The organism is Brevibacterium gallinarum, from assembly GCF_014836885.1.
Lineage (GTDB): Bacteria > Actinomycetota > Actinomycetes > Actinomycetales > Brevibacteriaceae > Brevibacterium > Brevibacterium gallinarum.
This window is the reverse complement of the sequence record NZ_JACSPY010000006.1, coordinates 134,348-158,669: the sequence shown is the minus strand read 5'-3', so window position 1 is coordinate 158,669 and position 24,322 is coordinate 134,348. Positions and strand designations below refer to the sequence as shown.

The following is a 24,322-nucleotide window of genomic DNA, read 5'->3' as shown; positions in this document are numbered from 1 at the left end:
TACCGGACGGTGAATGTGTGCGCGGATGGGTCACGTGCGACTCCCTGACCGAACTCTGGGACGAAGATCTCGTCGACGACCGGCCCGTCGGAGCAGTCAGACCCGGCTTCATGCTCACACTGCAGGAAGGACTGCTCGCCGCATTCGGATACCGAGGCGCCCGCTCCCGTGCATCCACCGCCTCGGGATCGGTGCCGCGGTGACCAATCACACCACGGAATCGAGCCTGCCGGCAGGCGGGTGCGGGATAGACTGTCCTGATGTTCCGCAACTATCAGGAGATCTTCTCCCTGCCCGGAGCATTGAAGTTCTCGCTGGCGGGACTCATCGCGCGCTTCCCCATCGCCATCCTCGGACTCGGCATCGTCCTCTTCATCCAGGGTGTGCTCGGATCGTACGCGCTCGCCGGTCTGGTCGCAGCGGTCTTCATGCTCGTCCAGGCAGTCTCGAACCCGATCATCGCCCGCCTCGTCGACGCCCACGGCCAGGCGCGCATCATGCTGCCCGTCGTCGTCATCCACGTCATCGGGCTCATCATGCTGCTCATCGCCGTCTATCAGAGCTGGTGGATGGGCCTCGTCTTCGTCTTCGCCGGCATCTCCGGCGCGACGGTCGGTTCGCTCGGCTCGCTCGTGCGCGCCCGCTGGAACGCGATCGTGACCAGCCGCAAACAGCTCGACACCGCCTTCAGCTGGGAATCGGTGGCCGACGAGATGCTCTTCGTCACCGGCCCGATGATCGTCACCTTCCTGGCGACCATCATCTACCCAGCCGCCGGCATCATCGCCTCGATGCTCACGACGATCATCGGCTCAGCGCTGTTCTACAGCCAGAAGTCCACCGAACCGGTCCCGCAGCCCCGCCAGCGCGGTGCGGCGAAGGGCAGGGTGCTGTCCAATCTCGGCATCTTCATGGTCATCGTCGCCCATGCCGTGCTCGGCGTGAACTTCGGCGCCCTCGACATCATCGCCGTGGCCTTCGCAGAGGAATCCGGGCACAAGCCGATGGCCGGCGTGCTCGTGAGCGCCATGGCGCTCGGCTCGCTGCTGGCCGGCATCCTCTACGGCGTGCGCACCTGGAAGTCCCCCGTCCAGCACCGCCTGGCGATCGCACTGACATGCCTGGCCGCACTCACCTGGCCGATGCTGCTGGCAGGCTCGATGCTGACCTTCGGGCTCACGATCTTCGCCGTCGGCCTGGCGCTGGCTCCCTCGCTCATCGCCGCCGCCTCCGTCATCCAGGAGCTCGCCCCGCCGCACCGGCTGACCGAGGCGCTGGCCTGGATCGGCACAGCGCTCGGCTTCGGCGTCTCGATCGGATCGGCGGTCTCCGGCGTCATCATCGACACCCTCGGCGCACGCAACGCCCTCATCCTCCCGGCCGTCTGCGCGACCCTGGCCGCAGTCCTCGCGATCGCGTTCAACCGGCAGATGGATCCGGCCACGCGCAGCCATGCCGCGCGCCAGAACCGCACAGTCATCAACACCATCACCGACGACGATGCGGCTTCCGCTCAGAGCTGAAAACGCAGGTGCGGGCCCTTGCCGGTTCGACGTTCAATGATTGGCATAAATGATTACTGGGCAGTTATAGTAGATCAGCCGTGGTGGCCAGGCTGAAAGAGTGCGTGGCTGCCATGGCATTTCACTTTCCGCCAGCGTATGGCGCTGGCCTGGTGACGATGACCGCTCCCGAGGCGGTGGCCGGGTCGCCGGGCTCGGGGAACTGGGACGGCGGAGTCCACCAGATTCGCATTACCTCTCAGTAACCAGTGCTGGGCGGGTAGCGTATCAGCATGCGCCCTCTGCCGGTCCGCGCCCTCGCCCGCGCCGCCTGCTCACAGGCGTGCCGCATCGACTCCCGCCCCCGCTGCCTTCGTCCTGCCGGATCCGCCGCCCGGGACCTGTCTGAGCTGATCTCGCCATGAAGGTCGCCGTCGTCGGGTCGGGGATCGGCGGACTGGCCGCCGCGGTCGGACTGCAGCGTGCCGGCGCCGAGGTGACGGTCGTCGAACAGTCCGCCGACCTGCGTCCGCATGGGTCGGGCCTGTCGATCTTCGGCAATGGGCTGCGCGCCCTCGATGCGCTCGGCCTCGGTGCGGACTTCCGGGCGGTCAGCACCGCGCAGGCCGCCGAGCTGACCGGCGAGCAGCGTCGCCCCGACGGCAGCTGGGTGAGCGTCTACCCGATGGATGCCGTCGCCCAGCTGCGCATCGTCGACCGCGCGGACCTGCATGCGATGCTCACCGCCGCGCTGGCACCGGGCACGGTTCGCTCCGGCGCCCCGGTCACCGGCTGCTCCCCCGACGGGACGCTCAGTGTTGCAGGCCGGGAGGATGAGCGCTTCGATGTCATCATCGGCGCCGACGGCCTGCGCAGCACCGTGCGCACCGCCTGGCCTGCCGATCCCGGCATCCGCTACGCCGGATATGGGTCCTGGCGCGGGATCACGCAGCAGCCCGTTGAGCTGCACGGCGAGGCCGGTGAGACCTGGGGTGTGGACACACGCTTCGGGCTCGCCCCGCTCGGTGATGGCCGCGTGTACTGGTTCGGCGTCATCGGCGCCCCGGCCGGCCGGCGGTTTTCGGCAGACCGTCAGGCGGTCGCTGCGGTCTTCGCCGACTGGCACGCTCCGATCCCCGGACTCATCGCCGCCACGAACCCTGCCGCCATCAGCTACCTGCCGATCGAGGAGCTCGCCGGGCGACTGCCGTCCTTTGTGCGCGGCCGGATCGTCCTCCTCGGCGATGCTGCCCACGCGATGACACCCAACCTCGGGCAGGGCGGCAACCAGGCTCTCGAAGACGCCGCAACACTCACCCGGCTGCTCGCCCCGCTCACCGCAGCCGACGCGCACGACACCGGCCGGCTCATCGTCGCCCTCGACCGCTATGACGCGCTGCGCCGCCCGCGCACTCAGCAGGTCGCCGCCCGTTCGCGGCTGGTCGGTCAGATCGCCCACCGCCCCGGCCCACAGCTGAGCCGACTGCGCGATCGGCTCATGCACCTCATTCCCGCATCCGTCCTGCGCCGGCAGCTGGACGCACTGCAGGACTGGCAGCCCCCAGCCTGACGCGCACCGCCCTCACGCGGCCCCCGCCTCGGGCATGGCCCAGCAGAGCCGACCTGCACCTCGGGCACGGCCCCGCAGAGCCGACCTGCACCTCGGGCGCGGCCCCACATGACCGACCTCTCGAGAACAGATCCCCGGCCGAGGCGGGTGCGGGCGCACCCCTCGACCGGGGATCCGATGCCAGGTCAGGCGATCAGCTGCGCGGGGCAGGACCCTTCGGGTCGTCGCCTTCGGTGCCGGGCAGGCCCTGGCGCTTGCGCATGAGCAGCAGCACCACGAGGGCGAGGACAGCCAGGCCGCCGATGCCGAGCAGGATCATCATCGGCATGGACATGCCGCCGGCCTCATCGCTGGTGAGCTCGCCGCGGTCCTGGGACTCACGGTCCGGGGCGTCGACGGCTGAGCCGCCGAGTCCAGCGGATTCCTCACCGGCACCGGCGCCCTCGGTCGCCTCACCGGACTGGGCCTCGCCGCCGCCGGAGCCGTCGTCCTTGAGGGTGAAGTCGAAGGAGCCGCTGATGGGGTGGCCGTCTTCGGAGACGACGCGCCAGTTGACGGTGTACGCACCGGGCTTGAGGTCATCGGGCAGCGCCGACTTCAGGGTGCGGTTCTCGATGGTGATCTCACCGGCGGAGACGTCGGTTCCGTCGTGCATCACCTTGATCTCAGCGCCGACCTGCTGCAGCTGGCCGGAGAACTCCATCTCCAGCCAGTCCGGCTGCTCGTCGAGTTCCTCACCATGCTCCGGGTTCGAGCTGACGAGGCGGTCGTGGGCGCTGGCGGGGGCTGACCAGAGCAGCGTGAAGCCCAGGGCCACAGCCGCGACGATCGCCAGCAGGGAAGTCGAGAAGGTGCGGATAGTCAAAGGGATACTCCAATCAGGGCGGACTCGCGCCCTCATTATCCACCATCGACCTGGCCGCTGCCTGCATATGGGGGCGGGGTCCATTACGACTTGGCTACGATCAGCGGCGTGATGCGACGGCCTCGCGGATGCCCGGAAGGGCGGCGGTGATCATGTCGAAGGTCTCGTAGAACCCGTCCTGGTCGCCGTACCACGGGTCGAACACGTCGAGGTCGTCGCCGGTCCGGCCGGCGCAGGCCGGGTCATAGGACCTGAGCATCCGCACCTCGGGGCGGTCGGCCTCGGGCACGGATTCCAGCAGCCGTTCGGTGGCCTGCCGGTGGCGTTCGGTCATGACGATCGCGATGTCGCGGGAGGCCAGCCAGTCGGCGGTGAGCTGGCGGGCGGCGTGGCCTGCCGTGTCGTAGCCGCGCTCGCTCAGCACGCGGACGGCCCGCGGGTCGATCGGGTTGCCGTGCTCCTCGTCGCTGATCCCAGCCGAGTCGATGTGCAGCGGCAGATCGGACAGCTCGGCGGCTGCGATCCGCTCGGCCATCGCCGAGCGGCAGATGTTGCCGGTGCACACGAACACGATGCTCACCTCACCGGTCTGGCTGCCCTGCCTGTCCTGCGTGCTGTCTGCCTGTGCGCTCATGGATCCTCCCGTCTCGGTCATCGCCTCCACTCTAGCGACCTGTCCCCTGCCGGTTGTCCGCCCCGGCGCATAGACTCAGAAGAACTGGTGCCAGCCCCTGGTCGAAGGAGGATCCGATGGATGCCGTGTCCGTGCTCGCCGATATGCTCACCCGCCCCTTCGAGGTCTGCCGGCGGGTCTTCGATGGGATCAGCACCGAGGACCTCAACACCCACCTCGTGCCCGGCACGAACTCGATCGCCTGGCTGCTGTGGCACACCGGCCGCGAGGCCGACGTCCAGCTGGCAGCGCTGACGTCCGCGCCCGAGGTGTGGACCGAGCAGTCCTTCCACGCTCGCCTCGGGCTGCCGGCCGAGGGGTTCGGGTTCGGGCAGAGCGCTGACGAGGCCGCCGGAATCCGCATCGACGACCCGGAGGCGCTGGGCGAGTACCTGGCAGCTGTCGAGAACGAGATGGCCGCCTATCTGCGCGGGCTCGCTCCCGCTGACCTCGACGACGTCATCGACCGCTACGACGGCCAGCCGGTCACCCGCGGAGTCCGGCTCGTGTCGATCATCGACGATGCCGCCCAGCACGCCGGGCAGGCGGCGTTCATCCGGGGCGCACGCGGCTGGGATGCCCCACGTCCATGAGCCAGCCGGCGCCTCGGGAGCGGGAAATCCAGTCCCAGCCGACCGCAACCGGGCGCACAGGCGATAGGTTGGAACTATGACTGAGATCTCCCTGCCCCACGGCGACCCGGATGTCGCTGCATCACACGACCTCTTCCGCCATGTCAACGGCGCCTGGATCGACTCGTTCGAGATTCCCGACGACCGCGCCGGCGACGGAGCGATGCGCGAACTCTACGACGCCGCCGAGGAGAAGGTCCGCGACCTCATCACCGGGCTCGCCGACGCCTCTCCCGCTCCGGGCAGCGAAGAGGCGAAGATCGCCGACCTGTTCACGTCGTTCATGGACACCGAGCGGATCAACGAGCTCGGCGTGACCCCGCTTGCCGAGGGATTCGAGCGGGTCAAGGCCGCAGCCGATCATAGCGAGCTCGCCCGCCTCATGGGCGAACTCGACCGCGAGGGCTGCGGCGGACTGCTCGGCGGGTTCGTCAGCGCCGATGCCAAGGACTCCGACGTCTACGCGATGTACATCGTGCAGTCGGGCCTGCACCTGCCCGATGAGTCCTACTACCGCGGTGAGGACAACGCAGAGCTGCGTGAGAAGTTCCGCGCCCACATCGCGAAGATGTCGCAGCTGGCAGGCCTCCAGGAGCACACCGGGATGACCGGTGAGGAACTGGCCGAGAAGATCCTCGCCTTCGAGACCGCCATCGCCGAACACCATTGGGACCGGGTCACCAGCCGTGATGCGGAGAAGACCTACAACCGGTTCACCGTGCCCGAGGTCGCCGACCTCGTCCGCGGCTTCGACCTCGACGCATGGCGGGCTGGAGCCGGCATCGAGCACGCCGACTACCTCATCGTCAGCCAGCCCTCCTTCCTCACCGGCGCCGGCCAGGTGTGGGCCGACACGCCCGTCGGGGTGCTGCGCGGCTGGATGATGTTCGCCCTGCTCAACGCCTCAGCCAGTGTGCTGGGCGATGAGATCGTCGAGGAGAACTTCGACTTCTTCGGCCGGACGCTCTCGGGCACCCCGCAGCTGCGCGAGCGCTGGAAGCGCGCCGTCAGCCTCGTGGAGGGGCTGCTCGGTGAGGCTGTCGGCAAGCTCTACGTCGCCCAGGAGTTCCCACCGGAGGCGAAGGAGGCGATCGGCGAACTGGTCGACAAGCTCATCCGCGCTTACGAGTCCTCGATCACGAGCCTCGACTGGATGGGTGAGGAGACGAAGGGGCGGGCGCTGACGAAGCTCTCGCAATTCACGCCGAAGGTCGGCTACCCGGATGTGTGGCGGGAGTACCCGGCTGAGATCCGCGCCGATGACCTGTTCGGCAACATCCGCCGTTCCGCCGAGGCTGAGCACGACCGGCACGTCGGACGGATCGGTGAGGAGATCGACCGCAATGAGTGGCTCATGACTCCGCAGACGGTCAACGCCTACTACCACCCGGTGATGAACGAAATCGTCTTCCCTGCTGCGATCCTGCAGCCGCCGTTCTTCGACGTCGACGCCCCGGATGCTGTGAACTTCGGAGCGATCGGCGCGGTCATCGGCCACGAGATCGGCCACGGCTTCGACGACCAGGGCTCCCGCTACGACGGCACCGGCAACCTCGTCGACTGGTGGACCGCTGAAGACCGGCAGCGCTTCGACGAGCGCACCCGCTCCCTCATCGACCAGTTCGATGTGCTCGTCCCGGCCGGCTTCGAATCCAAGCACACCGTCAACGGAGCGCTGACGATCGGTGAGAACATCGGCGACGTCGGCGGGCTGTCGATCGCGTACAAGGCACTGACGATCGCCGCAGCCGACGAGGGCCGCGAGGTCACGACTGAGGAGAAGCAGCAGTTCTTCTACGCCTGGGCGAAGGCCTGGCGGATCAAGATGCGCAAGGAGGAGCGGCTGCGCCGGCTCAGCGTCGACCCGCACTCGCCCGAGGAGTTCCGCTGCAACCAGGTGGTCAAGAACATCGACGCCTTCGCCGAGGCCTTCGACGTCAGCGATGGCGACCCGATGTACCTGCCGCCGGAGGAGCGCGTCCACATCTGGGTGTGAGTCTGTGCCTGCGGCTGCGCCGGCGCCGCAGGCTCCCGAAGGCTGCCGCAGGCTGCCGGAGGCTGCGCGCCAGGCGGCCGCAGGTTGTGCGTCAGGCTGCCAGAAGCTGCGCGTCAGGCGGCCGCAGGCTGCTGACCTCGAACCCGACAGAACCCGATCCGCGATTCGCGGGCCGGGTTCTGTCGCGTCATCGTTCTGTCGCACCATCGGTCTGTCACGACATCGTTCTGTCGCACCATCCGGCGGTAGGCTGGAACTCCGCGAAGCGAAGGAGCCTGCCGTCATGCTCAGCGAACTGCTCGAACTCGAGCACCAGGGATGGAAGTCCCTCTGCGAGAGCAATGGCGCGGACTTCTACGGACAGATCATGACCAGCGACGGCGTCATGGTCCTCGCCCACGGCCAGATCCTCGACCGGCAGGCGGTCATCGACTCCCTGAACGATGCGCCGCCGTGGCGAACCTACGACATCACCGACGCGAGACTCCTCTCACTCAGCGACGATCACGCGATCCTCGTCTACACCGGCTGCGCCTACCGCGCTCAGGACGAGCCCGGCTTCATCGCGCTGATGTCCAGTGTCTACACCCGATGCGACGGCGCGTGGCGACTCGCGCTCTACCAGCAGACACCCGTTCCTGTGCAGGAGCAGAACCGTTCTTGTGCAGGAGTAGAACCAGACCCCTGACGGCATCTCAGGGCCCGGCCCAGCGATCCACTGCGATTCCACCTGTTGGTCAACCGCTGACGCCGGGGTCCGTCAGCACTGGCAGATGGTACTGGCAGGAGCTGTCACATGGTGGTGTGCAGGAGACGCGCGAAGCGCTCAGCCAGATCGCGCCAGGCGACCTCATGAGCGCCGAAGGTCCGCTGCGCCTCGCGGCGGGCCTCGTCACGGTCCGCGTCGCCGTTGAGCCCGGCCGGCAGCTCTTCGCCCTCGGCCCGGTCGATGACGATGTAGCCGACCCCGTCAGGGTCGAGGCGGGAGATGTTGTTGCGGAACAGCCGGTCCTCAGCGACGGTGTCGGTGACAGCCAGCGGGATCGGCCCGAGGCTGTCGGCGGTCTTCTCGAAGGTGATCCGCCCGGCTGTCAGCGAACCGTCGAGCGAAGCGGCGGCGAGCATCGTGGTGGCGGTGCCGACGGCGACGACCGGGATCCGGGTGGCCATCGCATCGGAGACCATCTCGACGATCTCGGTGATGAGCTCAGTGCGGACCTCGCTTGTGCATCCCCAGCAGAAGACGACGAGGGCGGCGAAGCCGGGCAGCGGCGGCAGCGGCTCGTCACGGTTGACGAGCGTGACATCGAGACCGAGTTCGGTCCACAGGTCGATGACCCCGCCGATCTCGATCTCCGGGGACAGGTCGATGAACAGCACCGGCGTGTTGATCCCGGACTCCGACAGCGTCTGTGTCGGCAGACGCTCGCCTGCCTGCAGCTCGACCGGCAGCACGTTCTCCGGCACCGGCGCCGGGCAGGTGGCGTGCGGGATGAAGGCGAACGGGTAGTTGATCGTGCGATTGAAGTCGATGATGACATGACCCTGGGCATCAGGCAGACCGAGGTTGATGCGCCGCCAGGTCGCCGTCGTGCGCCCGTTGGTGTAGTCGTGGAAGTTGATGTGCAGGCCGTGCTCTGGGCTGCCGGAGGTCTTGAGCACATACTCGACATCGCACAGCGTGAACCGGACTTCGCCCGTGAGCAGCTCATCGAGCTCCAAGCCCGGGCAGGCGGTGGCGATGCGGCGCTGCTCCGGTTCGGGATACGGGGTGAAAGCACCGGAGACGATCCATTCCTGGCTCAGCGGGAAAGCCGGGATATCGATGAAGCGCTGCAGCAGCGGGGCCTTCGAATCCCGCCGGCGGATTCCGTAGTTACCGTCGCGGCGGATGAGCTCATAGGTGACGTGGTCGACGACGAACCAGTTGAGCGACTCCCCATCATCGAGCCTGGCCGACATCGACTCCGAGGAGTCGACCCGCACCTCGGCGGCGGGATGGGAGGCGCGCGCCGGGATCGAATCATGGGCGGCATCTCCCCCGCAGCGCTGTCCGACCGGACGGCTCATGACCTCGAGGGCGGCCTTGCTCGGCCCGGCCGACACCCCGTCAGCCAAGGTGAAGTGCACCCAGTCGCCGTCCACGGTGAAAGTGCCCGGCGCCTCGGGCCAGGTGACCGGCTGCGACGACGTCAGCCACGTGAGCCCAGTGACACTCAGCCACCCGAACGGGGTGGCGAGATCGGAGATGCGGGCGTCATGCCACGCCTGCCACTCGGCACTGTACTGTTCCACAGGGCTCCTCGAACTCGCATAGGGGGTGCGCGGACAGCGGCCGTCAGCCGATCGGGCTGGCGACTAGTCCTATCCTAGGCGATGCGGGTGCTGCGGCGGCGGTGCTCGGATCGGTTTGCCAGCAGCTGCACACCGCCCAGACAGACGAGCAGCGCGGTGGCGACGGTGATCATGTGGAAGCCCTCCACGTAGCTGAACCGGTCGATGATGACACCGGTGAGTGCCGAGGAACCCGACTGGCCGACGACCACCCCGGTCGACATCATCGCCATCACAGTGGTGGTGCGCCCGAACGGGGCGACATCCGAGGCGATCGAGTACAGGGTCACAAGCGCAGGGCCGATGCCGCAGCCCATGATGACCAGCGGCAGCACGACATCGAGCGGGTCGGAGACGAGGTGCATGACGATCGAGCCGGCGAGTGCGAGGGAGCCGAAGACCAGCCAGCGGGCGGTGAAGGTGAAGCGCTCGGGCAGCAGGACGACCGACAGTGCGAGGATCGCCGAGCCCACCCCCATGATGCCGTAGTAGATGCCGGCGGCATCGGCCTGGCCGAAGCGCTCCATGAAGTTGCTCAGCGAGGTGAGCGAGGCACCGAAGAACACGCCGATGCTCGTCATGCCGAGCACCGGGACGAGGACGATGAGGCGGTAGATCTCGCGCACCGGGGCCGGGCGTGTCGGCTCGGCGGGTGCAGGCTGGGCGGCGGGTGCAGGCTGGGCGGCGGGTGCGGTCTGAGCGGCGGGTGTGGGCTGGGCGGTTTCGGGCAGCGGGCCGGCTGCGGCACACGTCGGGGAGGCGTCTTCCGGCTGGGAGGCGTCTTCCGGCTGGGAGGTGCCCGCCGCCTCGGGAGCGGAGGTCGGCCGGCGGACGTGCCCGGTGGTGAAGCGCACCGAGGGGTGCACGGCGAAGGCGAGCACGCCGAGGCCGGTGAGCACGGCGGCGAAGTCGAGCGGCACGAGCACGCCCAGGGCGACGGCGACGATGCCGACGATGACCGGGCCGAAGACGAAGACGAGCTCATCGGTCATCGACTCATAGGACAGCACCTTCGAGGTGACCTTGCGGGCATCGGTGCCGGTGAGGGTTGCGCGGATGGCGTAGAGCCAGCGGGTGCGCACCATCGAGGAGGCCTGCGGGCTGGTGAGGCCGATCGCCATGCCGGCGGCGAGCACAACCGGGGTGGTGACCTCGAGGCGGAGGGCGACGGCGAGGCCGAAGAGTGCGGCGGTGTTGGCGAGCGCGGTGATGATGAGGACGATGCGCTGGCCCCAACGGTCGGCGGCCGCGCCGATGAGCGGGCCGGAGATCGCAGTGCCGAGGCCGACGAGCGCGGCGGTCGAACCGGCCAGGGTATAGCTCTCGCGGGTGGCGGCGACGGCTGTGAGCACGGCGACGACCGACATCGCGAAGGGCAGCTTGGCGATGACGGAGATCGGGATGTAGGTCCAGCCGAACAGGCGCATGAGAACCGAGAGCACGATTGACTACGCTACTACGTATGAGCATCACGACTGAATCTGCGCCGAGCACCGTTGCTGCCGACCTGTCCTCCTTCGTCTACGCCTCACCGTCGTCGTTCCACGCGGCGGCCAATGTGCGCGAGCGGCTTGTGTCGGCCGGGTTCAGCGAGCTGCACGAAGCCGATGCCTGGCAGCTGCACGCAGGCGGGAAGTACGTCGTGGTGCGCGACGGCGCGGCGATCGCCTGGGTGATGCCCGAAGGCGGTGCCGGTGGTGGTGCTGGGAAGGCGAGCGGCGCTGGCAAGGCGGGCGGCACTGGCAAGGCAGGCGGCGCTGGCAAGGTGAGCGGCGCCTCGGCCCCGGTGTTCCGGGTCTTCGGCACGCACACCGACTCGCCTGCCTTCAAACTCAAGCCCAACCCGGGGTTTGCCACCGAGGGTGCGCTGCAGATCGGCGTCGAGATCTACGGCGGGCCGCTGCTGAACTCGTGGCTTGACCGGGAGCTCAGCCTCGCCGGACGGCTCGTGACCCGTGATGGGCAGACGGTGCTAGCGCGCACGAAGCCGATCGCCCGGATCCCGCAACTGGCGATCCACCTCGACCGTGAGGTCAACCAGAAGCTCACGCTCGACAAGCAGCGTCACCTGCAGCCGGTCATCGGCTTGGAGGATCTCACCGGGCTGCTGCAGGCCGCCGACGGACTGCAGAGCACTGACGTGCTTGAGGTGCTCGCCGCCTCGGCCGGGGTCAAGGCCGCGGATGTCGCCGGATTCGATGTCGTCACGATCGCCGCGCAGGAGCCGGCGACCTTCGGTCTGCATGACGAGTTCCTCGCCAGCCCCCGGCTCGACAACCTGTCCTCCGTCCATGCCGGAATGAGCGCGCTGGCACTCATAGACCCGGCTGAGATCAGCGAGATCCCGCTGCTGGCCGCCTTCGACCATGAAGAGGTCGGCTCCAACACCCGCTCCGGTGCCTGCGGGCCGTTCCTCGCCGACATCACCGAACGGATCGTCGCCGCAGCCGCCGGGGATGGCGATGAAGCCGGCGGCGCTGCCGCGGCCGGCCGGGAGGCGTACCTGCGCTCAATGGCGTCCTCCATCTGCTTCTCCGCCGACACCGGGCACGGTGTGCACCCGAACTTCCCTGAGCGCCACGACCCGGTCAGCCGGCCGCGACTGGGGGCCGGGCCGCTACTGAAGATCAACGCCCAGCAGCGCTATGCCACCGATGCGATCGGCACTGGCCGGTTCGCCGCCGCCTGTGCTGCCGCCGACGTCGCCTACCAGGAGTTCGTGTCGAACAACTCGATGCCGTGCGGTTCGACGATCGGGCCGCTGACGGCGACCCGGCTGGGCATGACGACTGTCGACATCGGCATCGGGCTGTGGAGCATGCACTCGGCCAGGGAGATGTGCGCGATCACCGACGTGCACGACATGTTCCACGTCGCACACGCCTACCTGCGCGGAGCCTGACGCTCCGGTGTCGGCCCTGACGGTGCTCCGGCGCCTGACACGGCAGCACACCGGCGCCTGACAGGGCAGCGCACCGGCGCCACATATGCCGGTCGGCGCATTAGCGCCGGAGGCGGCGTGCTCCTACAGTGCGACCATGGTCGACTCGCAGCACTTCACCGACGCCGCCGCTGACTACTCCCGCCTCGCCCCGCACCTGTGGGATCGCATCGGCGCAGATGCCGTCGCGGCGGCAGGTCCCCAACCCGGTGAGCGGGTTCTCGACGCGTGCTCCGGGATCGGCTCCTCTGCACTGCCGGCAGCTGCCGCAGTCGGAGCCGATGGACGCGTCGACGCCGTCGACCTCGCGGGCGGTCTGCTCGATGCGCTGCGTCAGCGGGTGAGCAAGCGCAGGCTGGACCAGGTGCGTACACACCAGGCGGATGTGCTGGAGTTCGGCCAGCCCGGTGAGTACGACCTTGTGCAGTGCGTGCTCGGAATCATGTTCTTCCCGAATTTCACGGCGGGGTCGCGTCAGCTGGTGACCCGGCTGCGGCCCGGTGGGCGGCTGATGCTGGCAGTGTGGGACCACGGGGTGATGGCCGACATCGGCATGCGGGCGTTCCACTCAATCCAACGGGTGAGGGGAGAGAAGCTGCCCGACCCTGCCTATGCGAAGTCTGCCCGAGAGAATGACGAGCCTGATGGAGCGGATGCCGATGCCCGCGCGGATGACGCCAGCGACACTGCGGCCGGTGAGACTGATGGTGATACGGTTGCCGGCGACAAGGCCGGACTCAGCTTCGACCAGATCGACACCCAGGACGCCTTCGGCCCGTGGATGGAAGACCTCGGCCTGATCGACGTGACCGTCACCGTGCAGGAACGGAACCTGGAGCTCGATGACGAGCTCGCCTGGCTGGTCATCACCGGGTCCGGGTTCCGCAGCATGCTCTCCGGGATGAGCGATGAGCAGATCGAGGAGGTCCGGGCAGACTTGCTCGCGGGCCTCCACCTCGATGGATTCACCTCGCTCAACACGAGCACACTCGTCGGAATCGGGCACCGGCCGGAGTAGATTTCGGCGATGGGCATTGAGTACCACATCAACGTTCGTCGAAGTGGCACTCAATGCCCATGAATCCGGCGAAACATAGTCGTTGAGTACCACATCGAGTGGACTCGATGTGGTACTCAACGTCAAGACTGAACGAGGAGCCTCAGGCGCCGTCATCCACAGATTTGGCTTTCCCGTTCCAATCGCGATGGGAACCGATGAAGCTGTCCTCATGAGCACGCGAAACCGCTCGCAACGTATGAAGAGAGCGACCCTCCCACAGTTCGCCAACTACGACTTCCTCGTCCAGCGAAACCTCACCGGGTATCGACGGCGCCAACTCCTGTCTCGCTACGGGAGGGGCATCTACGACCACCCGGATGGGCCATCGGTGCTCGGCATCCCGGTCTGGGCCGGTGAGAACTGGCTACGCACATTCGAGATGGCAACGGCACTGGCTGTCGTGGCACCACACGCGGCTGTCTCTCACCGTTCTGCCGCGGATCTTCACGGCCTCCCGCTCCGAGGACGGCCCGACAAGCTGGAAGTGACCGTCGAACGGTCAGCAACGGTCATCAAGCGCCCCTGGGTCAACTGTCGTCAAGCCGAGACCGTCAACCACCTCACAGTTGCGACTTTCCGGTTGACCACCATCAGACAGACCCTTCTCGACCTCGCCGGTCAGCTCGGCTTCCTTGAACTCGTCCAGTGCTTCGACGCTGTGCTCGGCCGCTGGCACGGCCCGCCCCAGCTCACCCCAGTCGAGCTGTCGAGGCTCATCGTCGACACCCCGCGCTATCCCGGTCGCAGGCTCGCCATCGCCGCGCTCCACCGCGCCCGCCCCGGAGTCGACTCGCCGCAGGAGACCCGCGTGCGCCTCAACCTCATCGACGCCGGCCTGCCCGAACCCGAGGTCTCTGTCAGCGTCGACAATCCCGCCACCGGCTACTACTACCTGCTCGACATGGCCTACCGGCGAGAGAAGGTCGCAGTCGAATACGACGGCGATCACCACCGCGGTGATGAAGACCAGTACAACCGCGACATCACCCGCCTGCAGACACTGGAGCAGCTCGGCTGGACGGTCATCCGGGTCACTCGCCGCAGCGACATGAGCCGGGTCGTCCACGACGTGCGCGCCGCACTCATCCGCCGGCGCCAGAAGTCTCCTGCCGGCCCCGCCCAGGCTGACCGCGTTAGCTGACCGCCCACCCCACCCCGCGCGCCAGCTGACTGCCCACAGCCGCCCACCGGCTGCCAGCATCGTGCACACCAGCCGCCAGCTGACCACCCATGGCGCACCCCAACCATCTGCATCCGCGGCTTGCCCCACCTCGCCATCAGAATCCACCGGTGACAAGCGCCCGCCCGGAGAGTACTGTCACAGATGTGAGCACCGACATGGCAGTGCGCGCCGCAGCCTTCGCCATGGAGCACCTTGCGGAGGACATCAGCGTCGCCGACATCGCCGACCACCTCGGCTACAGTCCCTTCCACTTCAACCGCACGTTCGCCGCCGCCATGCACACCCCGCCTGGCCGGTTCCTCGCTGCGCTGCGCTTCCATGCCGCCAAGAACCTGCTGCTGACCGGCAATGACGCCGTTGTCGATGTGTGCACGCAGGTCGGCTTCACCTCCGTGTCCTCCTTCAGCCGCCGGTTCCGCGAGGCCGTCGGCACCAGCCCGGCTGCCCTCCGCACGCTCGCCGACCAGGTCGCCGACTGCTCACCGGCCCCGTTCTCGATCGGCAATCCGAAGGCCGCGCACGCCACCATCGACATCGAGAGCCCGCCTGCTGGGCTGCGCCTGCCGCCGCTCATGTGGATCGGCTGGTTCCCGACACCAGCACCCATCGGGCTGCCGCGGGCCGGTGTGCTGTGCCGCGGCAAGCAGCGCATCTGCCTCCCCCTGTGCGCCGGCGCCCCGTGGCTGCTCGGCTTCAGCGTCGATGCCGCCGCCGAGGTGGTCGATCACCTGGCACCATCGGCCCCCGTCGTCGCCAGCCACAGCACACCGGTGACCACAGCCCAGCACATCACGCTGACCTTCGGCCCGGCCCCGCAGCCGTCGGTTCCCATGCTGGCGGCCCTGCCGGCACTGGCTCCGCCGCACTGATCCTCCTCTGACCGGCACGACCGCAAGAATCCGATCCGCCACGACCGCAAGAATCCGATCCGCCACGACCGCCAGTATCTGACCGGCAAGACCGCAAAAACGGACACACATCACCACACTGCACCGCTATAGATTGGCATCACCCGGCCGTGACCGATGGCCCTCTGCGATTGGACTGCACCATGTCACCTCAGTACCGCACCGGCGCTCCCTGCTGGCTCGACCTCGGAACCCATGACCTCGACGGCTCCCTCGACTTCTACCGCGAGCTCTTCGGCTGGGAGTTCAACGACCTCGGCGCCGAGATGAACCACTACCACCTCATCACTTCAGACGGCAGCACCGTCGGCGGGCTGATGGATGTCTCCGGTATGACCTGCCCCGAAGGCGGCGAGATCCCCACACGATTCGACGTCTACCTCCACACCGACGACCTCGCCGCGACAGTCGCGAAGGCCCGCGAGCGCGGCACCGTGTACATCGACAATGATCAGATCGGCGATGCCGGCTCGATGTCCGTCATGGCCGACCCCTCCGGCGCGAGTCTGAGTGCCTGGCAGCCGAACCAGATGACCGGCTTCGAGCTGCCGCTCACACACGGCACGCCGGTGTGGTTCGAATGCCGCAGCACCGATTTCGATGCCTCGGCCGACTTCTACCGCGAGGTCTTCGACTGGTCCGTCGTGGAGATGGACCGCATGCCGGAGGGCAGCACCCCGCGCTATGCCACCAACGGCTCGGTCACCGGGACGCTGCCCGACGGCACCCAGTGCGAAGCCGTCTGCGGACTCGTCGACGCCGCCGCCATGCCACCGGAATTCCAGGAGTCGACGTGGTCGATCTTCTTCGGCACGAAGGATCTCGACGCGACGCTGGAGACCGCCAACCGCCTCGGCGCCACCACCGGCGAGATCGGCCAGTCGCCGTTCGGCCGCTTCTGCCAGGTCACCGACCCGCAGGGTGCCGCCTTCATGCTCAACGAACTGTGACCAGCCCGGTCGCATCCAGCCCAACACAATAGGGAAACATCATGTCAACCATTCTGCCGATCAGTCCGTGTCTGTGGTTCGACTCGAATGCGCGGGAGGCGATGGACTACTACGTCAGCGTCTTCCCCAACTCGCGCATCGTCTCCATCGCCGAATACCCCGACGAGTCGCTCAGCGAGCACTTCGTCGGCAAGCAGGGCAAAGTGCTCACCGGGGAGTTCATCCTCAACGGGGTCTCGTTCATCTGCCTCGACGGCGGCCCGCTGTTCACGTTCTCCGAGGCGATCTCCTTCACTGTCCAGTGCAAAGACCAGGACGAAATCGACTACTACTGGAAGGCACTGTCGCACGTGCCCGAATCCGAACAGTGCGGCTGGTGCAAAGACAGGTTCGGGCTCAGCTGGCAGATCGTGCCGGCGAACATGTCCGATCTCCTCCAGACCGATGAGCAGATCCAGGCGATGATGCAGATGCACAAGCTCGACATCAGCGCTCTCGAAGCCGCTGGCCGGGGTGCGTGAAAGGACTGTCCATGATTGCTGATTTCCGGCCCGGTGCGCCGTGCTGGCTCGATCTCGGCTCACCGGACCCCGACCGCTCGCAGGACTTCTACCACCGTCTCTTCGGCTGGGAGTTCGCGGCTCCAGCCGGGCCGGATGAGTTCTCCATCATCACCTCTGCTGGCCACACTGTCGGCGGTTTCGTCGACACCCGCGGGATGACCGATCCAGCCGGCCAGCCGTGGCCGAGCAGCTTCGGGGTGTACCTGCGCTCCGACGACCTCACGCGCACCGCCGAGCGCGCCCGGGCTGCCGGCGCACAGCCGCACGAGGCTCCAAGCCCAGGCAAGACCGGCGCGCTCATCTTCGTCGACGATCCCGGTGGCGCGACAGTCAACGTGTGGCAGCCGGGCACCATCGCCGGCTTCGACCTGCCGCATGCGCCCGGCACCCCGGCGTGGTTCGAGTGCCGCAGCACCGGCTTCGACGCCGCCGCGAAGTTCTACTGCGACGTCTTCGACTGGGCGCTCGTCGATCGCACCGGCGCCGTCCATGACGGTACCCGGTATGTCACCAACGGCTCCCCGACCGGAACCTTGGACGACGGCACGCCCTGTCCGGTGGTGTGCGGGCTCGCCGATGCCGCGACGATGCCGGGCCCGGAGCAGTCCTCCCGCTGGCTCATCTACTTCCACACCCCGGAGGTCGCCGCCGGCTGCGAGGCAGCCGAGCGCCTCGGCGCCGCGATCGGGGCGACCGGGAGCACCCCGTTCGGGACGTTCGCCCATGTCACCGACCCGTGTGGGGCGGAGTTCGTACTCAACGGGCAGTGACCGGCCGCCTCGGCTTCGGTACCGTTCCCGAGGCGGCGGTGACCTCCCCGCTCAGCTCAGCTGCGCGGCGGGGAGAGCCGGTCGAGCTGCCGGGCGAGTGTCTGCTCGTCTACCAGCGGCGGCAGGCAGATCGCGTCCCGGCAGACGGTCGCTCCTGATTCGGGCACGGATCCGCCGGGACCTTCTGCTGCGATCTCGACGACGGCGACGAGCGGATAGCGGGCAGCGCGTTCGGCGAGCGTGCGGCTGGCGGTCGTGACGTGCACCATCCGGGATTCGAGGAGTTCGGACAGGTACAGCGCCCAGCCACAGCCGCGCGGGGCCTCCTGGATGAGCGGACGGTAGACGCTCAGCAGCCCGTAGACGATGTCGCTGGCCTCAGCGCCGAGCTCTGCGGCGCTGCGCGGCCGCAACTTCACACCGGTCTCGGCCTGGTCGCCGCGCGTGCCGCCCACGGAGTGCTCGCCGTCGTTGAACCGGTCGCCGGAGCGGCCGACGTCACTGTAGCGGTCGCCGTCGTTGAACCGGTCGCCGTCGCCGGAGTGGTCCCCTTCACCGTTGCGCTCGCTGGCGTCACCGGCCTCTCCGGCGCCGGGTTCCCGCCAGCCGATGGCCGGGACGATGAGCTCTGCCAGCAGCAGGAACAGCTCCGCTGCTGCGGTGCGGCCTGCCGGGGTGACGTTGTCGACCGGGTCGGAGGTGCTGATGCCGATGACCGGATCGGTGCCGTCGGTGCAGCGCATCGGCTCGCTGTTCGTGTCGATGAAGTGGGAGCGGATGTGCCGGGCGGCAGCGACGGCGATGCCGAGGTTGTCGCCGACGGCATGGCGGCGACCGGCATCGAGGAGCTCGAGTGCGATCGCGGCCCGGCCCACACCTGCCCAGTCGGCCAGCCCGCCGGCATTGTCCCCCGGTTTCCCTGCCGCAGAGCTGCGCGGCAGCCGGCCGGCCGGCAGGTCGGCGGTAGCCAGCAGGGCGGTGAACACCTCGCGCGCGGTGTCAGCATAGTCGGGTTCAGCGAAGACGAGCGAGGCTTCGGCCATGGCCGTGACGGCGAGCGCGTTCCACTCGGTGACGGTCTTGTCATCGACGTGGGGGAAGGCGCGTTCGGCGCGCATATCGAGGAGCAGCCGCCGGTCGGCAGCGACCTGCTCACCCTCCCACGGTGGGGTCTGACCAGTCTGGTCGTCGGTGAGCCAGTCGAGGATCACCGGGGCTGTGATGACGCTGCGGCCCTCGACGCTGCCGGCGGCGGTGAAGAAGCTGCCGGTGGGGAAGGCGTCCTGCATGTCGGCAGCGGCGACGGTGTAGTAGGCGCCTTCGACTGACCGGCCGTGGTCGTCGAGCGAATCGGCGTCGATGGCTGCGGCGAAGGTGCCCTCAGGTGTCAGTGTGGTGCGCAGATAGGCGATGGTCTCGCGGGCTTCGCGGGCAGCCAGGGCCGCGTACCGGGAGGCGAGCTGAGCACCGGCGCCTCCCCCGTCGGCCAGCCACTGCTCGAGCCGGAACCAGGCGGTGGTCGCGCGGATGTAGAGGGCGTTGTCGTAGAGCATCTTCTCGAAGTGCGGCACATGCCACTGGCCGTCGACACTGTAGCGGGCGATGCCGCCTTCGACCTGATCGCGCATCCCGCCGGCGGCGATGTGGGACATGGTCGTGCGCACCATGCGCAGCGCCCGCGCCCCACTCCCAGCATCAGCCCCGCTTCCTGCATCAGCCCCGCTCCCAGCATCGGCTCGGCTTCCTGCATCGGCTCGGCTGCCGGAATCGCCACCGCCGCCAGCGTCCCCAACCCCGACCCGCGCGATGTGGGTGATGAGCTGGATGACCGTCATGAGCGGCGGGAACTTCGGGGCGGGTCCGAATCCGCCGGTGCGCGCGTCGAAGGACCCTTCGAGCATCTCGACGGCGGCGGTGAGCTCCTCGGCGCCGGGCACCTCGGCGGCGGTGCCGGCAGGCAGGCTCGCGGCGACCTTCTCATGCACCGCGGCCAGCGCATCGGTCAGGTGGGAGGCGATCCCGTCGACGCGCTCGCGCTCGGTCCGCCACGTCTCAGTCACCGCCGAGAGCACCTGCCGGAAGGCCGGCTGGCCGGGCCGGGGCCGAGGCGGGAAGTAGGTGCCGGTGAAGAAGGGCCGGCCGTCGTGGTCGACGATGACGGTCATCGGCCAGCCGCCGGCCCCGCGCATCGCCTGCAGGGCGTCCATATAGTAGGCGTCGACGGTCGGCAGCTCCTCGCGGTCGACCTTGATGCTGACGTAGCCTGCGTTGAGCTGGGCTGCGGTCTCCGGGTCGGCGAAGGATTCGGCGGCCATGACGTGGCACCAGTGGCAGGTCGAGTAGCCGATCGAGACGAGCACCGGCACATCGCGGGACCGGGCCTCGTCGAAGGCCTCGGCACACCACGGCCACCAGTCGACGGGATTGTCGGCGTGCTGGCGCAGGTACGGGCTGCTGGCGTCGCGAAGTCTGTTGGCCACAGCAGGCGTCCTTCCCTTCTCCGGCCGGTCACGGCCGGTCGCCGGGACTGCGGCGTCCCGGAGCTTCAGTGTCTCACGGCGGTCTGCCGCTCACCTGACCTCGAAGGTCTCCCGGCGTGCGGTTTGGGCCGGTCCCGAGGCGCCGGGCGCGTCGGTGCCGAACAGCTCGCGGGGGCTGCCCGGGGACATCCGGATCGTGCCGACGTTCGGGTCGATGGCAACGGTGACGAGAGTGGCGGTGCGCCGCCCGAACGGCGCGTGCGCATCCGCGCTCGTGCACACTGGGGCGTCGCCGTCGCCGGTGCACATGAGGGCGAGCAGATCGTCGGCACCCGGGTGCGGTCCGCCGGCAGCTGAGGTGGTGACGGCGAAGCCGCGCAGTCTCTCGTCGAGCAGGCTGATGCGCTCCTCGGAGCGGCTCGTCGCCGACAGCGGCAGGGCGCCGTCCTGCTGGTCAGGTGCGATGAAGTGGTTGGTGTGGATGAGGAATCCTCCACTGGCGGCGATCCCCCGGTCCCCGCCGCCGGGCCCGTGCGGGAACCGTCCGGAGTTCGGGGCAGGGGTGCGGGGGCCGATCGGCTCGCCGTCGAGGGCGACGACGTCGCTGTCGTGGCGCAGCCGGGACGTGCCGTGCGGGCTGATCTCGACCATGACGGCGTCATCGCAGCCGACGACGGTGATGACCGAGGACGAGGTGGTGTGGGCGGAGTCGATGATGTCGAGGGCCTCCTCGACGCTGCGCGCCCGGTCGAGCACCCCGGCGAGCAGCGCGTGGACGGGCACCCCGCCGGCTGCGTCGTCGCGGTTCTTGAGGATGTTGAGCATCACCCCGACGCCGGCGGAGTTGAGCCCGATCTTGCCGAGCATCCCGTACTCGGCGAATCCCGCGTGCGACAGGCCCGGCTCCCCGCAAGGGCTGACCTGCTGGTAGTGCCAGTATCCGGCGAACTCGGCGTGCCAGTCCCAGGTCTGCACACCGACGGTGCGGCCGGGTGCGGCGTAGGCGATCGTCGAGCACTCCGGGGCCGGTTCGACGGCCAGGGTGAGGATCTCGGTCCGGGCGGCGACCAGGCCCACATGCCACAGCTCCAGCGGCTGACCGTCGAACGTCGCGCCGGCCGCGGCGGCGCCGGCGGCCACCCCGAGCAGCTCCTCGACCTGACGGGGATCCCACGCTTCGAGCGCGGTGAGCGAGGCCTCGGCGGCATCGCGCTGGGACTGGGGCGGGATCTGCCCTGCGGTGAAGAGGGCCGAATACCCGGCCGCGGCCCGGGCGATGTCCCCGGCGGCGGCCTGCCCGCGCGCATAGCCCCGGTCCCGAGGCGTGTCTCCGGTGATCATGAGCGTGGCAGGCTCGACGTCGCCGGGTGGAGTCAGGGGTTCGGTGAAGGGCTGGGAGGCGTCCATAGGCTCATCGTTCCAGCGGGCGTCGAGCCTGGTCAAGGGTGCGTCTCAGCTGCAGTGCGGCGGCCCCTCGGGCCGCCATGCGCCCGCAGCCGTGTCCGCGCGGCCGGTTCAGGAGCGGGTGATGACGAGCTGGCGGGCGCGCTGTCCGCTGGTGTCGTCGAAGCGGGCGGAGACGGTCCAGTCACCGGCTGCGGTGCCGTGGTCATCGGAGTCGGCATGCGCATTGGCCCATTCGCGGATCGCATCCCAGTCCATGCCGGCGTACCGGCCGGGTTCGATTGCCTGGCCGAGTTCGCGCAGCAGGGTGTCGTAGTGCGGGTGCAGGGCGGTCTGCGATCCGGTCTCACGCACCTCGGCCTCCAGCTCGTCCTCGCTCAGGCTCACCGTGTAGTCGACACCGGCTTCGGTGCGCGTGCACGTCTCGCTGCTGCAGGTGTATCCGGCTGCGCTGAGCCCGGAGACCGACTGGGCGACATCGATCGCCTCGGCATCGTCACCCGCCTCGGCATCGTCTTCCGCCTCGGCATCGTCTTCCGCCTCGGCGTCGTCACCCGCATCGGCAGCGCTCGTCTGCCCGGCGGTCTCTGCCGGCTGCCCGGTATTCCCGGTCTGCCCGGTCGTCTCGCCATCCCCGCAGGCGGCCAGCGCCGTCAGGCTCAGCACCCCGATCACAGCGGCTGTCATCTTCCAGGCGGCAGGTGCGAGCAGACGGCGGAAGTCGATGCGTCGCATGCCGCCAGTCTAGCGTCGGCCCCCTGCCGGGTTGCGGCCAGCGCCCGTCCATCTCCCCTCGCTACACTCGATGCCGAAGCCCTCCCGGCAGCCACCCGCCCCACCCTCCCGGCACGAAAGGACAGGTGCCCAGACCATGGCCCCACTGCCTCGGCGGCGGTTCCTCACCGCAGCCGGACTCACCGCCTCGGCGGCGGCTGGGGCTCTGCTGTCCGGGTGCGGGCTCACCGAGCCGATCATCCGGGCCCCGCAGGAGGAGAAGCCTGAGCCGGGCACGCGCGTGCGGGTGGGTTCGCAGTCGTACTACTCGAACATCCTCATCGCCGAGATCTTCGCCCAGGTGCTCGAGGACGCCGGCGCGGAGGTGGAGCGGAAGTTCGAGCTGGGTCAGCGGGAGGACTATCTGCCGCAGTTCATGGCCGGTGGGCTCGAGGTGTTCCCGGAGTACGGCGGGCACCTGCTGCAGTACTTCAAACCCGACATCCGCGAGGTCGACACCGCCCAGATCCAGCTGGCCCTGCAGTCGGCGCTGCCGACGAACATGCGTGTGCTCGCTCCTGCCGAGGCGGCTGACCATGAGTGCTTCGTCATCCGCCGCGACTACGGTCAGGAGCATCGGCTCGTCGACATCGGCGAGCTGCGCGGGGCCGATGAGCCGGTGACGATCGCGGCTGGAGCACATGTGCGCCACCGCCCGTACGGCCCGCGCGGGCTGGAGGATGCCTACGGGGTCACGGCTGAGTACATCGACACGATTCCCGGTGACACGCTGGCCGCCCGCGATATGCTCACCGCCGGCGAGGTGCTGGTGGCGCTCATCCCGGCGGCCGATCCTGCGCTTGAGAGCGACGAGCTGCAGGTGCTGGGCGATCCGCGCAAACTCGTCCTCGCCCAGCTCGTCACTCCGCTGGTGGTGCCGAGTCTGCACCCGTTCTTCACCGAGGCGCTGGCCCGAGCGGCGCTGCGCCTCGACATCGCCGAACTCCAGCAGCTCAATCGGCGCAGCCACTACGGCACCCGCGAGGCTGCGCCGATCGCCCGCGACTGGCTGGCGGAGAAGGACCTGGCCTCATGAGACCGGCCCGCCGCGAGGTGCTCACGCTGCCCAACGTCATCTCGGTCATCCGGCTGGTGGTGCTTGTACCGATCGTCATCTGGCTCATGCGCGAACCCGGCGACCGGATCCTGGCCACCGCTGCGCTGGCGATGTTCGGGGCAACCGACTGGATCGACGGATTCATCGCCCGCCGCTGGAACATGGCCTCCCGCGTCGGCGCGGTCCTCGACCCGGTCGCCGACCGCCTGGGCATCGCGCTCATCTGCGCGGCGATGACGCTCTTCGGGATCCTGCCGGTGTGGATGCTGCTCGTCATCGTGCTCACCGACCTCGCACTCGGCATCGTCGGCGCGACCCGCATGCACGCCACGCAGGACTCGCACGTCACCTGGCTGGGCAAGATCCGCACCGCGCTCATCATGACCGGGCTGCCGTTGCTGCTGCTCGGCAGCGCCCCGACGCTGGCGACCACCCCGATCGAGGCGATCGCGCTCGGGCTGCTGAGCATCGGCGTCATCCTCCACCTCGCCGCCGGCATCCACTACGCACTCATGCTCATCCGGATCGGCCGGCAGCGTCCCACACCCGAGGTGTGAGCTCCGGTTCCGAGGCGGCAGCCGGCCGGGTGCGTGTCCTGACAGCAGAACGCGGCCCCCCCGGCCCGTGCGGCCGCGTCCCTGTCTGCCGTGGCCGAGGTGG

General features: G+C 68.7%; 22 protein-coding genes. 15 read left to right on the top strand and 7 right to left on the bottom strand.

The features are described 5' to 3' along the window. Nucleotides 1–17: 17 nt before the first annotated feature. The 3 genes from H9634_RS08010 (at nucleotide 18) to H9634_RS08000 (ending at nucleotide 3,072) form a co-directional block, all read left to right on the top strand. The gene (locus H9634_RS08010) at nucleotides 18–203 is read left to right on the top strand and encodes a hypothetical protein (protein WP_191726176.1); all 186 of its coding nucleotides are present in this window, start codon (nucleotides 18–20) and stop codon (nucleotides 201–203) included. Between the two features lie 57 nt (nucleotides 204–260). After that, nucleotides 261–1,523, top strand: coding sequence for an MFS transporter (locus H9634_RS08005; RefSeq protein ID WP_191726175.1), 1,263 nt, complete (start codon nucleotides 261–263; stop codon nucleotides 1,521–1,523). A 400-nt stretch (nucleotides 1,524–1,923) separates the two neighbouring features. Beyond that, nucleotides 1,924–3,072, top strand: coding sequence for an FAD-dependent monooxygenase (locus H9634_RS08000; RefSeq protein WP_191726174.1), 1,149 nt, complete (start codon nucleotides 1,924–1,926; stop codon nucleotides 3,070–3,072). 193 nt (nucleotides 3,073–3,265) lie between these two features. On the opposite strand, the gene H9634_RS07995 is transcribed toward H9634_RS08000, so the two are convergent. Both H9634_RS07995 and H9634_RS07990 read right to left on the bottom strand, forming a co-directional pair. Continuing rightward, complete coding sequence (locus H9634_RS07995) at nucleotides 3,266–3,937, bottom strand: copper resistance CopC family protein (RefSeq protein ID WP_225210718.1); 672 nt, start codon at nucleotides 3,935–3,937, stop codon at nucleotides 3,266–3,268. A 100-nt stretch (nucleotides 3,938–4,037) separates the two neighbouring features. Next, on the bottom strand, nucleotides 4,038–4,592 hold the full coding sequence (locus tag H9634_RS07990) for a low molecular weight protein-tyrosine-phosphatase (RefSeq protein WP_225210717.1): 555 nt from the start codon (nucleotides 4,590–4,592) through the stop codon (nucleotides 4,038–4,040). Between the two features lie 95 nt (nucleotides 4,593–4,687). Between H9634_RS07990 and H9634_RS07985 the strand changes: the two genes are divergently transcribed. From H9634_RS07985 to H9634_RS07975, 3 genes are all read left to right on the top strand, one after another. After that, nucleotides 4,688–5,203: a mycothiol transferase gene (locus tag H9634_RS07985; RefSeq protein WP_191726173.1), complete on the top strand. Its 516-nt coding sequence runs from the start codon at nucleotides 4,688–4,690 to the stop codon at nucleotides 5,201–5,203. 76 nt (nucleotides 5,204–5,279) lie between these two features. Continuing rightward, nucleotides 5,280–7,238 carry a M13 family metallopeptidase gene (locus tag H9634_RS07980; RefSeq protein ID WP_191726172.1) on the top strand — a complete coding sequence of 653 codons (1,959 nt, stop codon included), beginning with the start codon at nucleotides 5,280–5,282 and terminating at the stop codon, nucleotides 7,236–7,238. 283 nt (nucleotides 7,239–7,521) lie between these two features. After that, the gene (locus H9634_RS07975; protein WP_191726171.1) at nucleotides 7,522–7,926 is read left to right on the top strand and encodes a nuclear transport factor 2 family protein; all 405 of its coding nucleotides are present in this window, start codon (nucleotides 7,522–7,524) and stop codon (nucleotides 7,924–7,926) included. A gap of 104 nt (nucleotides 7,927–8,030) precedes the next feature. Here the strand turns inward: H9634_RS07975 and H9634_RS07970 are convergent, their stop codons facing one another. Further along, entirely contained in the window at nucleotides 8,031–9,533 is a 1,503-nt protein-coding gene (locus H9634_RS07970; RefSeq protein WP_191726170.1) for a DUF1684 domain-containing protein, read from the bottom strand. Between the two features lie 74 nt (nucleotides 9,534–9,607). After that, complete coding sequence (locus H9634_RS07965) at nucleotides 9,608–11,014, bottom strand: MFS transporter (protein WP_191726169.1); 1,407 nt, start codon at nucleotides 11,012–11,014, stop codon at nucleotides 9,608–9,610. Between the two features lie 20 nt (nucleotides 11,015–11,034). Between H9634_RS07965 and H9634_RS07960 the strand changes: the two genes are divergently transcribed. From H9634_RS07960 to H9634_RS07930, 7 genes are all read left to right on the top strand, one after another. Further along, complete coding sequence (locus H9634_RS07960) at nucleotides 11,035–12,474, top strand: M18 family aminopeptidase (RefSeq protein WP_191726168.1); 1,440 nt, start codon at nucleotides 11,035–11,037, stop codon at nucleotides 12,472–12,474. 136 nt (nucleotides 12,475–12,610) lie between these two features. Continuing rightward, nucleotides 12,611–13,531, top strand: coding sequence for a methyltransferase domain-containing protein (locus H9634_RS07955; protein ID WP_191726167.1), 921 nt, complete (start codon nucleotides 12,611–12,613; stop codon nucleotides 13,529–13,531). A 622-nt stretch (nucleotides 13,532–14,153) separates the two neighbouring features. Then, nucleotides 14,154–14,714 (top strand): endonuclease domain-containing protein, encoded by a 561-nt coding sequence (locus H9634_RS07950; RefSeq protein ID WP_191726166.1) that lies wholly within the window; start codon nucleotides 14,154–14,156, stop codon nucleotides 14,712–14,714. A 185-nt stretch (nucleotides 14,715–14,899) separates the two neighbouring features. Then, on the top strand, nucleotides 14,900–15,625 hold the full coding sequence (locus H9634_RS07945) for a helix-turn-helix transcriptional regulator (RefSeq protein ID WP_318245042.1): 726 nt from the start codon (nucleotides 14,900–14,902) through the stop codon (nucleotides 15,623–15,625). A gap of 182 nt (nucleotides 15,626–15,807) precedes the next feature. Beyond that, nucleotides 15,808–16,614, top strand: a complete 807-nt coding sequence (locus tag H9634_RS07940; RefSeq protein ID WP_191726164.1) for a VOC family protein — start codon at nucleotides 15,808–15,810, stop codon at nucleotides 16,612–16,614. 41 nt (nucleotides 16,615–16,655) lie between these two features. Next, nucleotides 16,656–17,135: a VOC family protein gene (locus H9634_RS07935; protein ID WP_191726163.1), complete on the top strand. Its 480-nt coding sequence runs from the start codon at nucleotides 16,656–16,658 to the stop codon at nucleotides 17,133–17,135. An 11-nt stretch (nucleotides 17,136–17,146) separates the two neighbouring features. Beyond that, nucleotides 17,147–17,947: a VOC family protein gene (locus H9634_RS07930; protein WP_191726162.1), complete on the top strand. Its 801-nt coding sequence runs from the start codon at nucleotides 17,147–17,149 to the stop codon at nucleotides 17,945–17,947. A 56-nt stretch (nucleotides 17,948–18,003) separates the two neighbouring features. On the opposite strand, the gene H9634_RS07925 is transcribed toward H9634_RS07930, so the two are convergent. From H9634_RS07925 to H9634_RS07915, 3 genes are all read right to left on the bottom strand, one after another. Next, nucleotides 18,004–20,427 carry a thioredoxin domain-containing protein gene (locus H9634_RS07925; protein ID WP_191726161.1) on the bottom strand — a complete coding sequence of 808 codons (2,424 nt, stop codon included), beginning with the start codon at nucleotides 20,425–20,427 and terminating at the stop codon, nucleotides 18,004–18,006. Nucleotides 20,428–20,517: 90 nt separating this feature from the next. Then, complete coding sequence (locus H9634_RS07920) at nucleotides 20,518–21,834, bottom strand: C45 family autoproteolytic acyltransferase/hydolase (protein ID WP_191726160.1); 1,317 nt, start codon at nucleotides 21,832–21,834, stop codon at nucleotides 20,518–20,520. 108 nt (nucleotides 21,835–21,942) lie between these two features. Beyond that, nucleotides 21,943–22,566: a hypothetical protein gene (locus tag H9634_RS07915; RefSeq protein ID WP_191726159.1), complete on the bottom strand. Its 624-nt coding sequence runs from the start codon at nucleotides 22,564–22,566 to the stop codon at nucleotides 21,943–21,945. A 136-nt stretch (nucleotides 22,567–22,702) separates the two neighbouring features. On the opposite strand from H9634_RS07915, the gene H9634_RS07910 reads away from it, so the two are divergent. Both H9634_RS07910 and H9634_RS07905 read left to right on the top strand, forming a co-directional pair. Continuing rightward, a complete protein-coding gene (locus H9634_RS07910) occupies nucleotides 22,703–23,641 on the top strand; it encodes an ABC transporter substrate-binding protein (RefSeq protein WP_191726158.1) in 939 nt (312 codons plus the stop codon). Then, a complete protein-coding gene (locus tag H9634_RS07905; protein ID WP_191726157.1) occupies nucleotides 23,638–24,219 on the top strand; it encodes a CDP-alcohol phosphatidyltransferase family protein in 582 nt (193 codons plus the stop codon). The genes H9634_RS07910 and H9634_RS07905 overlap by 4 nt, the downstream gene beginning before the upstream one ends. Nucleotides 24,220–24,322 lie beyond the last annotated feature (103 nt).

Bases quoted from the DNA above. Each gene is read 5' to 3' on its own strand.
- H9634_RS07930 (WP_191726162.1), top strand. From the start codon at position 17,147: ATGATTGCTGATTTCCGGCCCGGTGCGCCGTGCTGGCTCGATCTCGGC.
- H9634_RS07915 (WP_191726159.1), bottom strand. From the start codon at position 22,566: ATGCGACGCATCGACTTCCGCCGTCTGCTCGCACCTGCCGCCTGGAAG.
- H9634_RS07910 (WP_191726158.1), top strand. From the start codon at position 22,703: ATGGCCCCACTGCCTCGGCGGCGGTTCCTCACCGCAGCCGGACTCACC.
- H9634_RS07960 (WP_191726168.1), top strand. From the start codon at position 11,035: ATGAGCATCACGACTGAATCTGCGCCGAGCACCGTTGCTGCCGACCTG.
- H9634_RS07940 (WP_191726164.1), top strand. From the start codon at position 15,808: ATGTCACCTCAGTACCGCACCGGCGCTCCCTGCTGGCTCGACCTCGGA.
- H9634_RS07990 (WP_225210717.1), bottom strand. From the start codon at position 4,592: ATGACCGAGACGGGAGGATCCATGAGCGCACAGGCAGACAGCACGCAG.
- H9634_RS07955 (WP_191726167.1), top strand. From the start codon at position 12,611: ATGGTCGACTCGCAGCACTTCACCGACGCCGCCGCTGACTACTCCCGC.
- H9634_RS07980 (WP_191726172.1), top strand. From the start codon at position 5,280: ATGACTGAGATCTCCCTGCCCCACGGCGACCCGGATGTCGCTGCATCA.
- H9634_RS07920 (WP_191726160.1), bottom strand. From the start codon at position 21,834: ATGGACGCCTCCCAGCCCTTCACCGAACCCCTGACTCCACCCGGCGAC.
- H9634_RS08000 (WP_191726174.1), top strand. From the start codon at position 1,924: ATGAAGGTCGCCGTCGTCGGGTCGGGGATCGGCGGACTGGCCGCCGCG.
- H9634_RS07975 (WP_191726171.1), top strand. From the start codon at position 7,522: ATGCTCAGCGAACTGCTCGAACTCGAGCACCAGGGATGGAAGTCCCTC.
- H9634_RS07905 (WP_191726157.1), top strand. From the start codon at position 23,638: ATGAGACCGGCCCGCCGCGAGGTGCTCACGCTGCCCAACGTCATCTCG.
- H9634_RS07935 (WP_191726163.1), top strand. From the start codon at position 16,656: ATGTCAACCATTCTGCCGATCAGTCCGTGTCTGTGGTTCGACTCGAAT.
- H9634_RS07985 (WP_191726173.1), top strand. From the start codon at position 4,688: ATGGATGCCGTGTCCGTGCTCGCCGATATGCTCACCCGCCCCTTCGAG.
- H9634_RS08005 (WP_191726175.1), top strand. From the start codon at position 261: ATGTTCCGCAACTATCAGGAGATCTTCTCCCTGCCCGGAGCATTGAAG.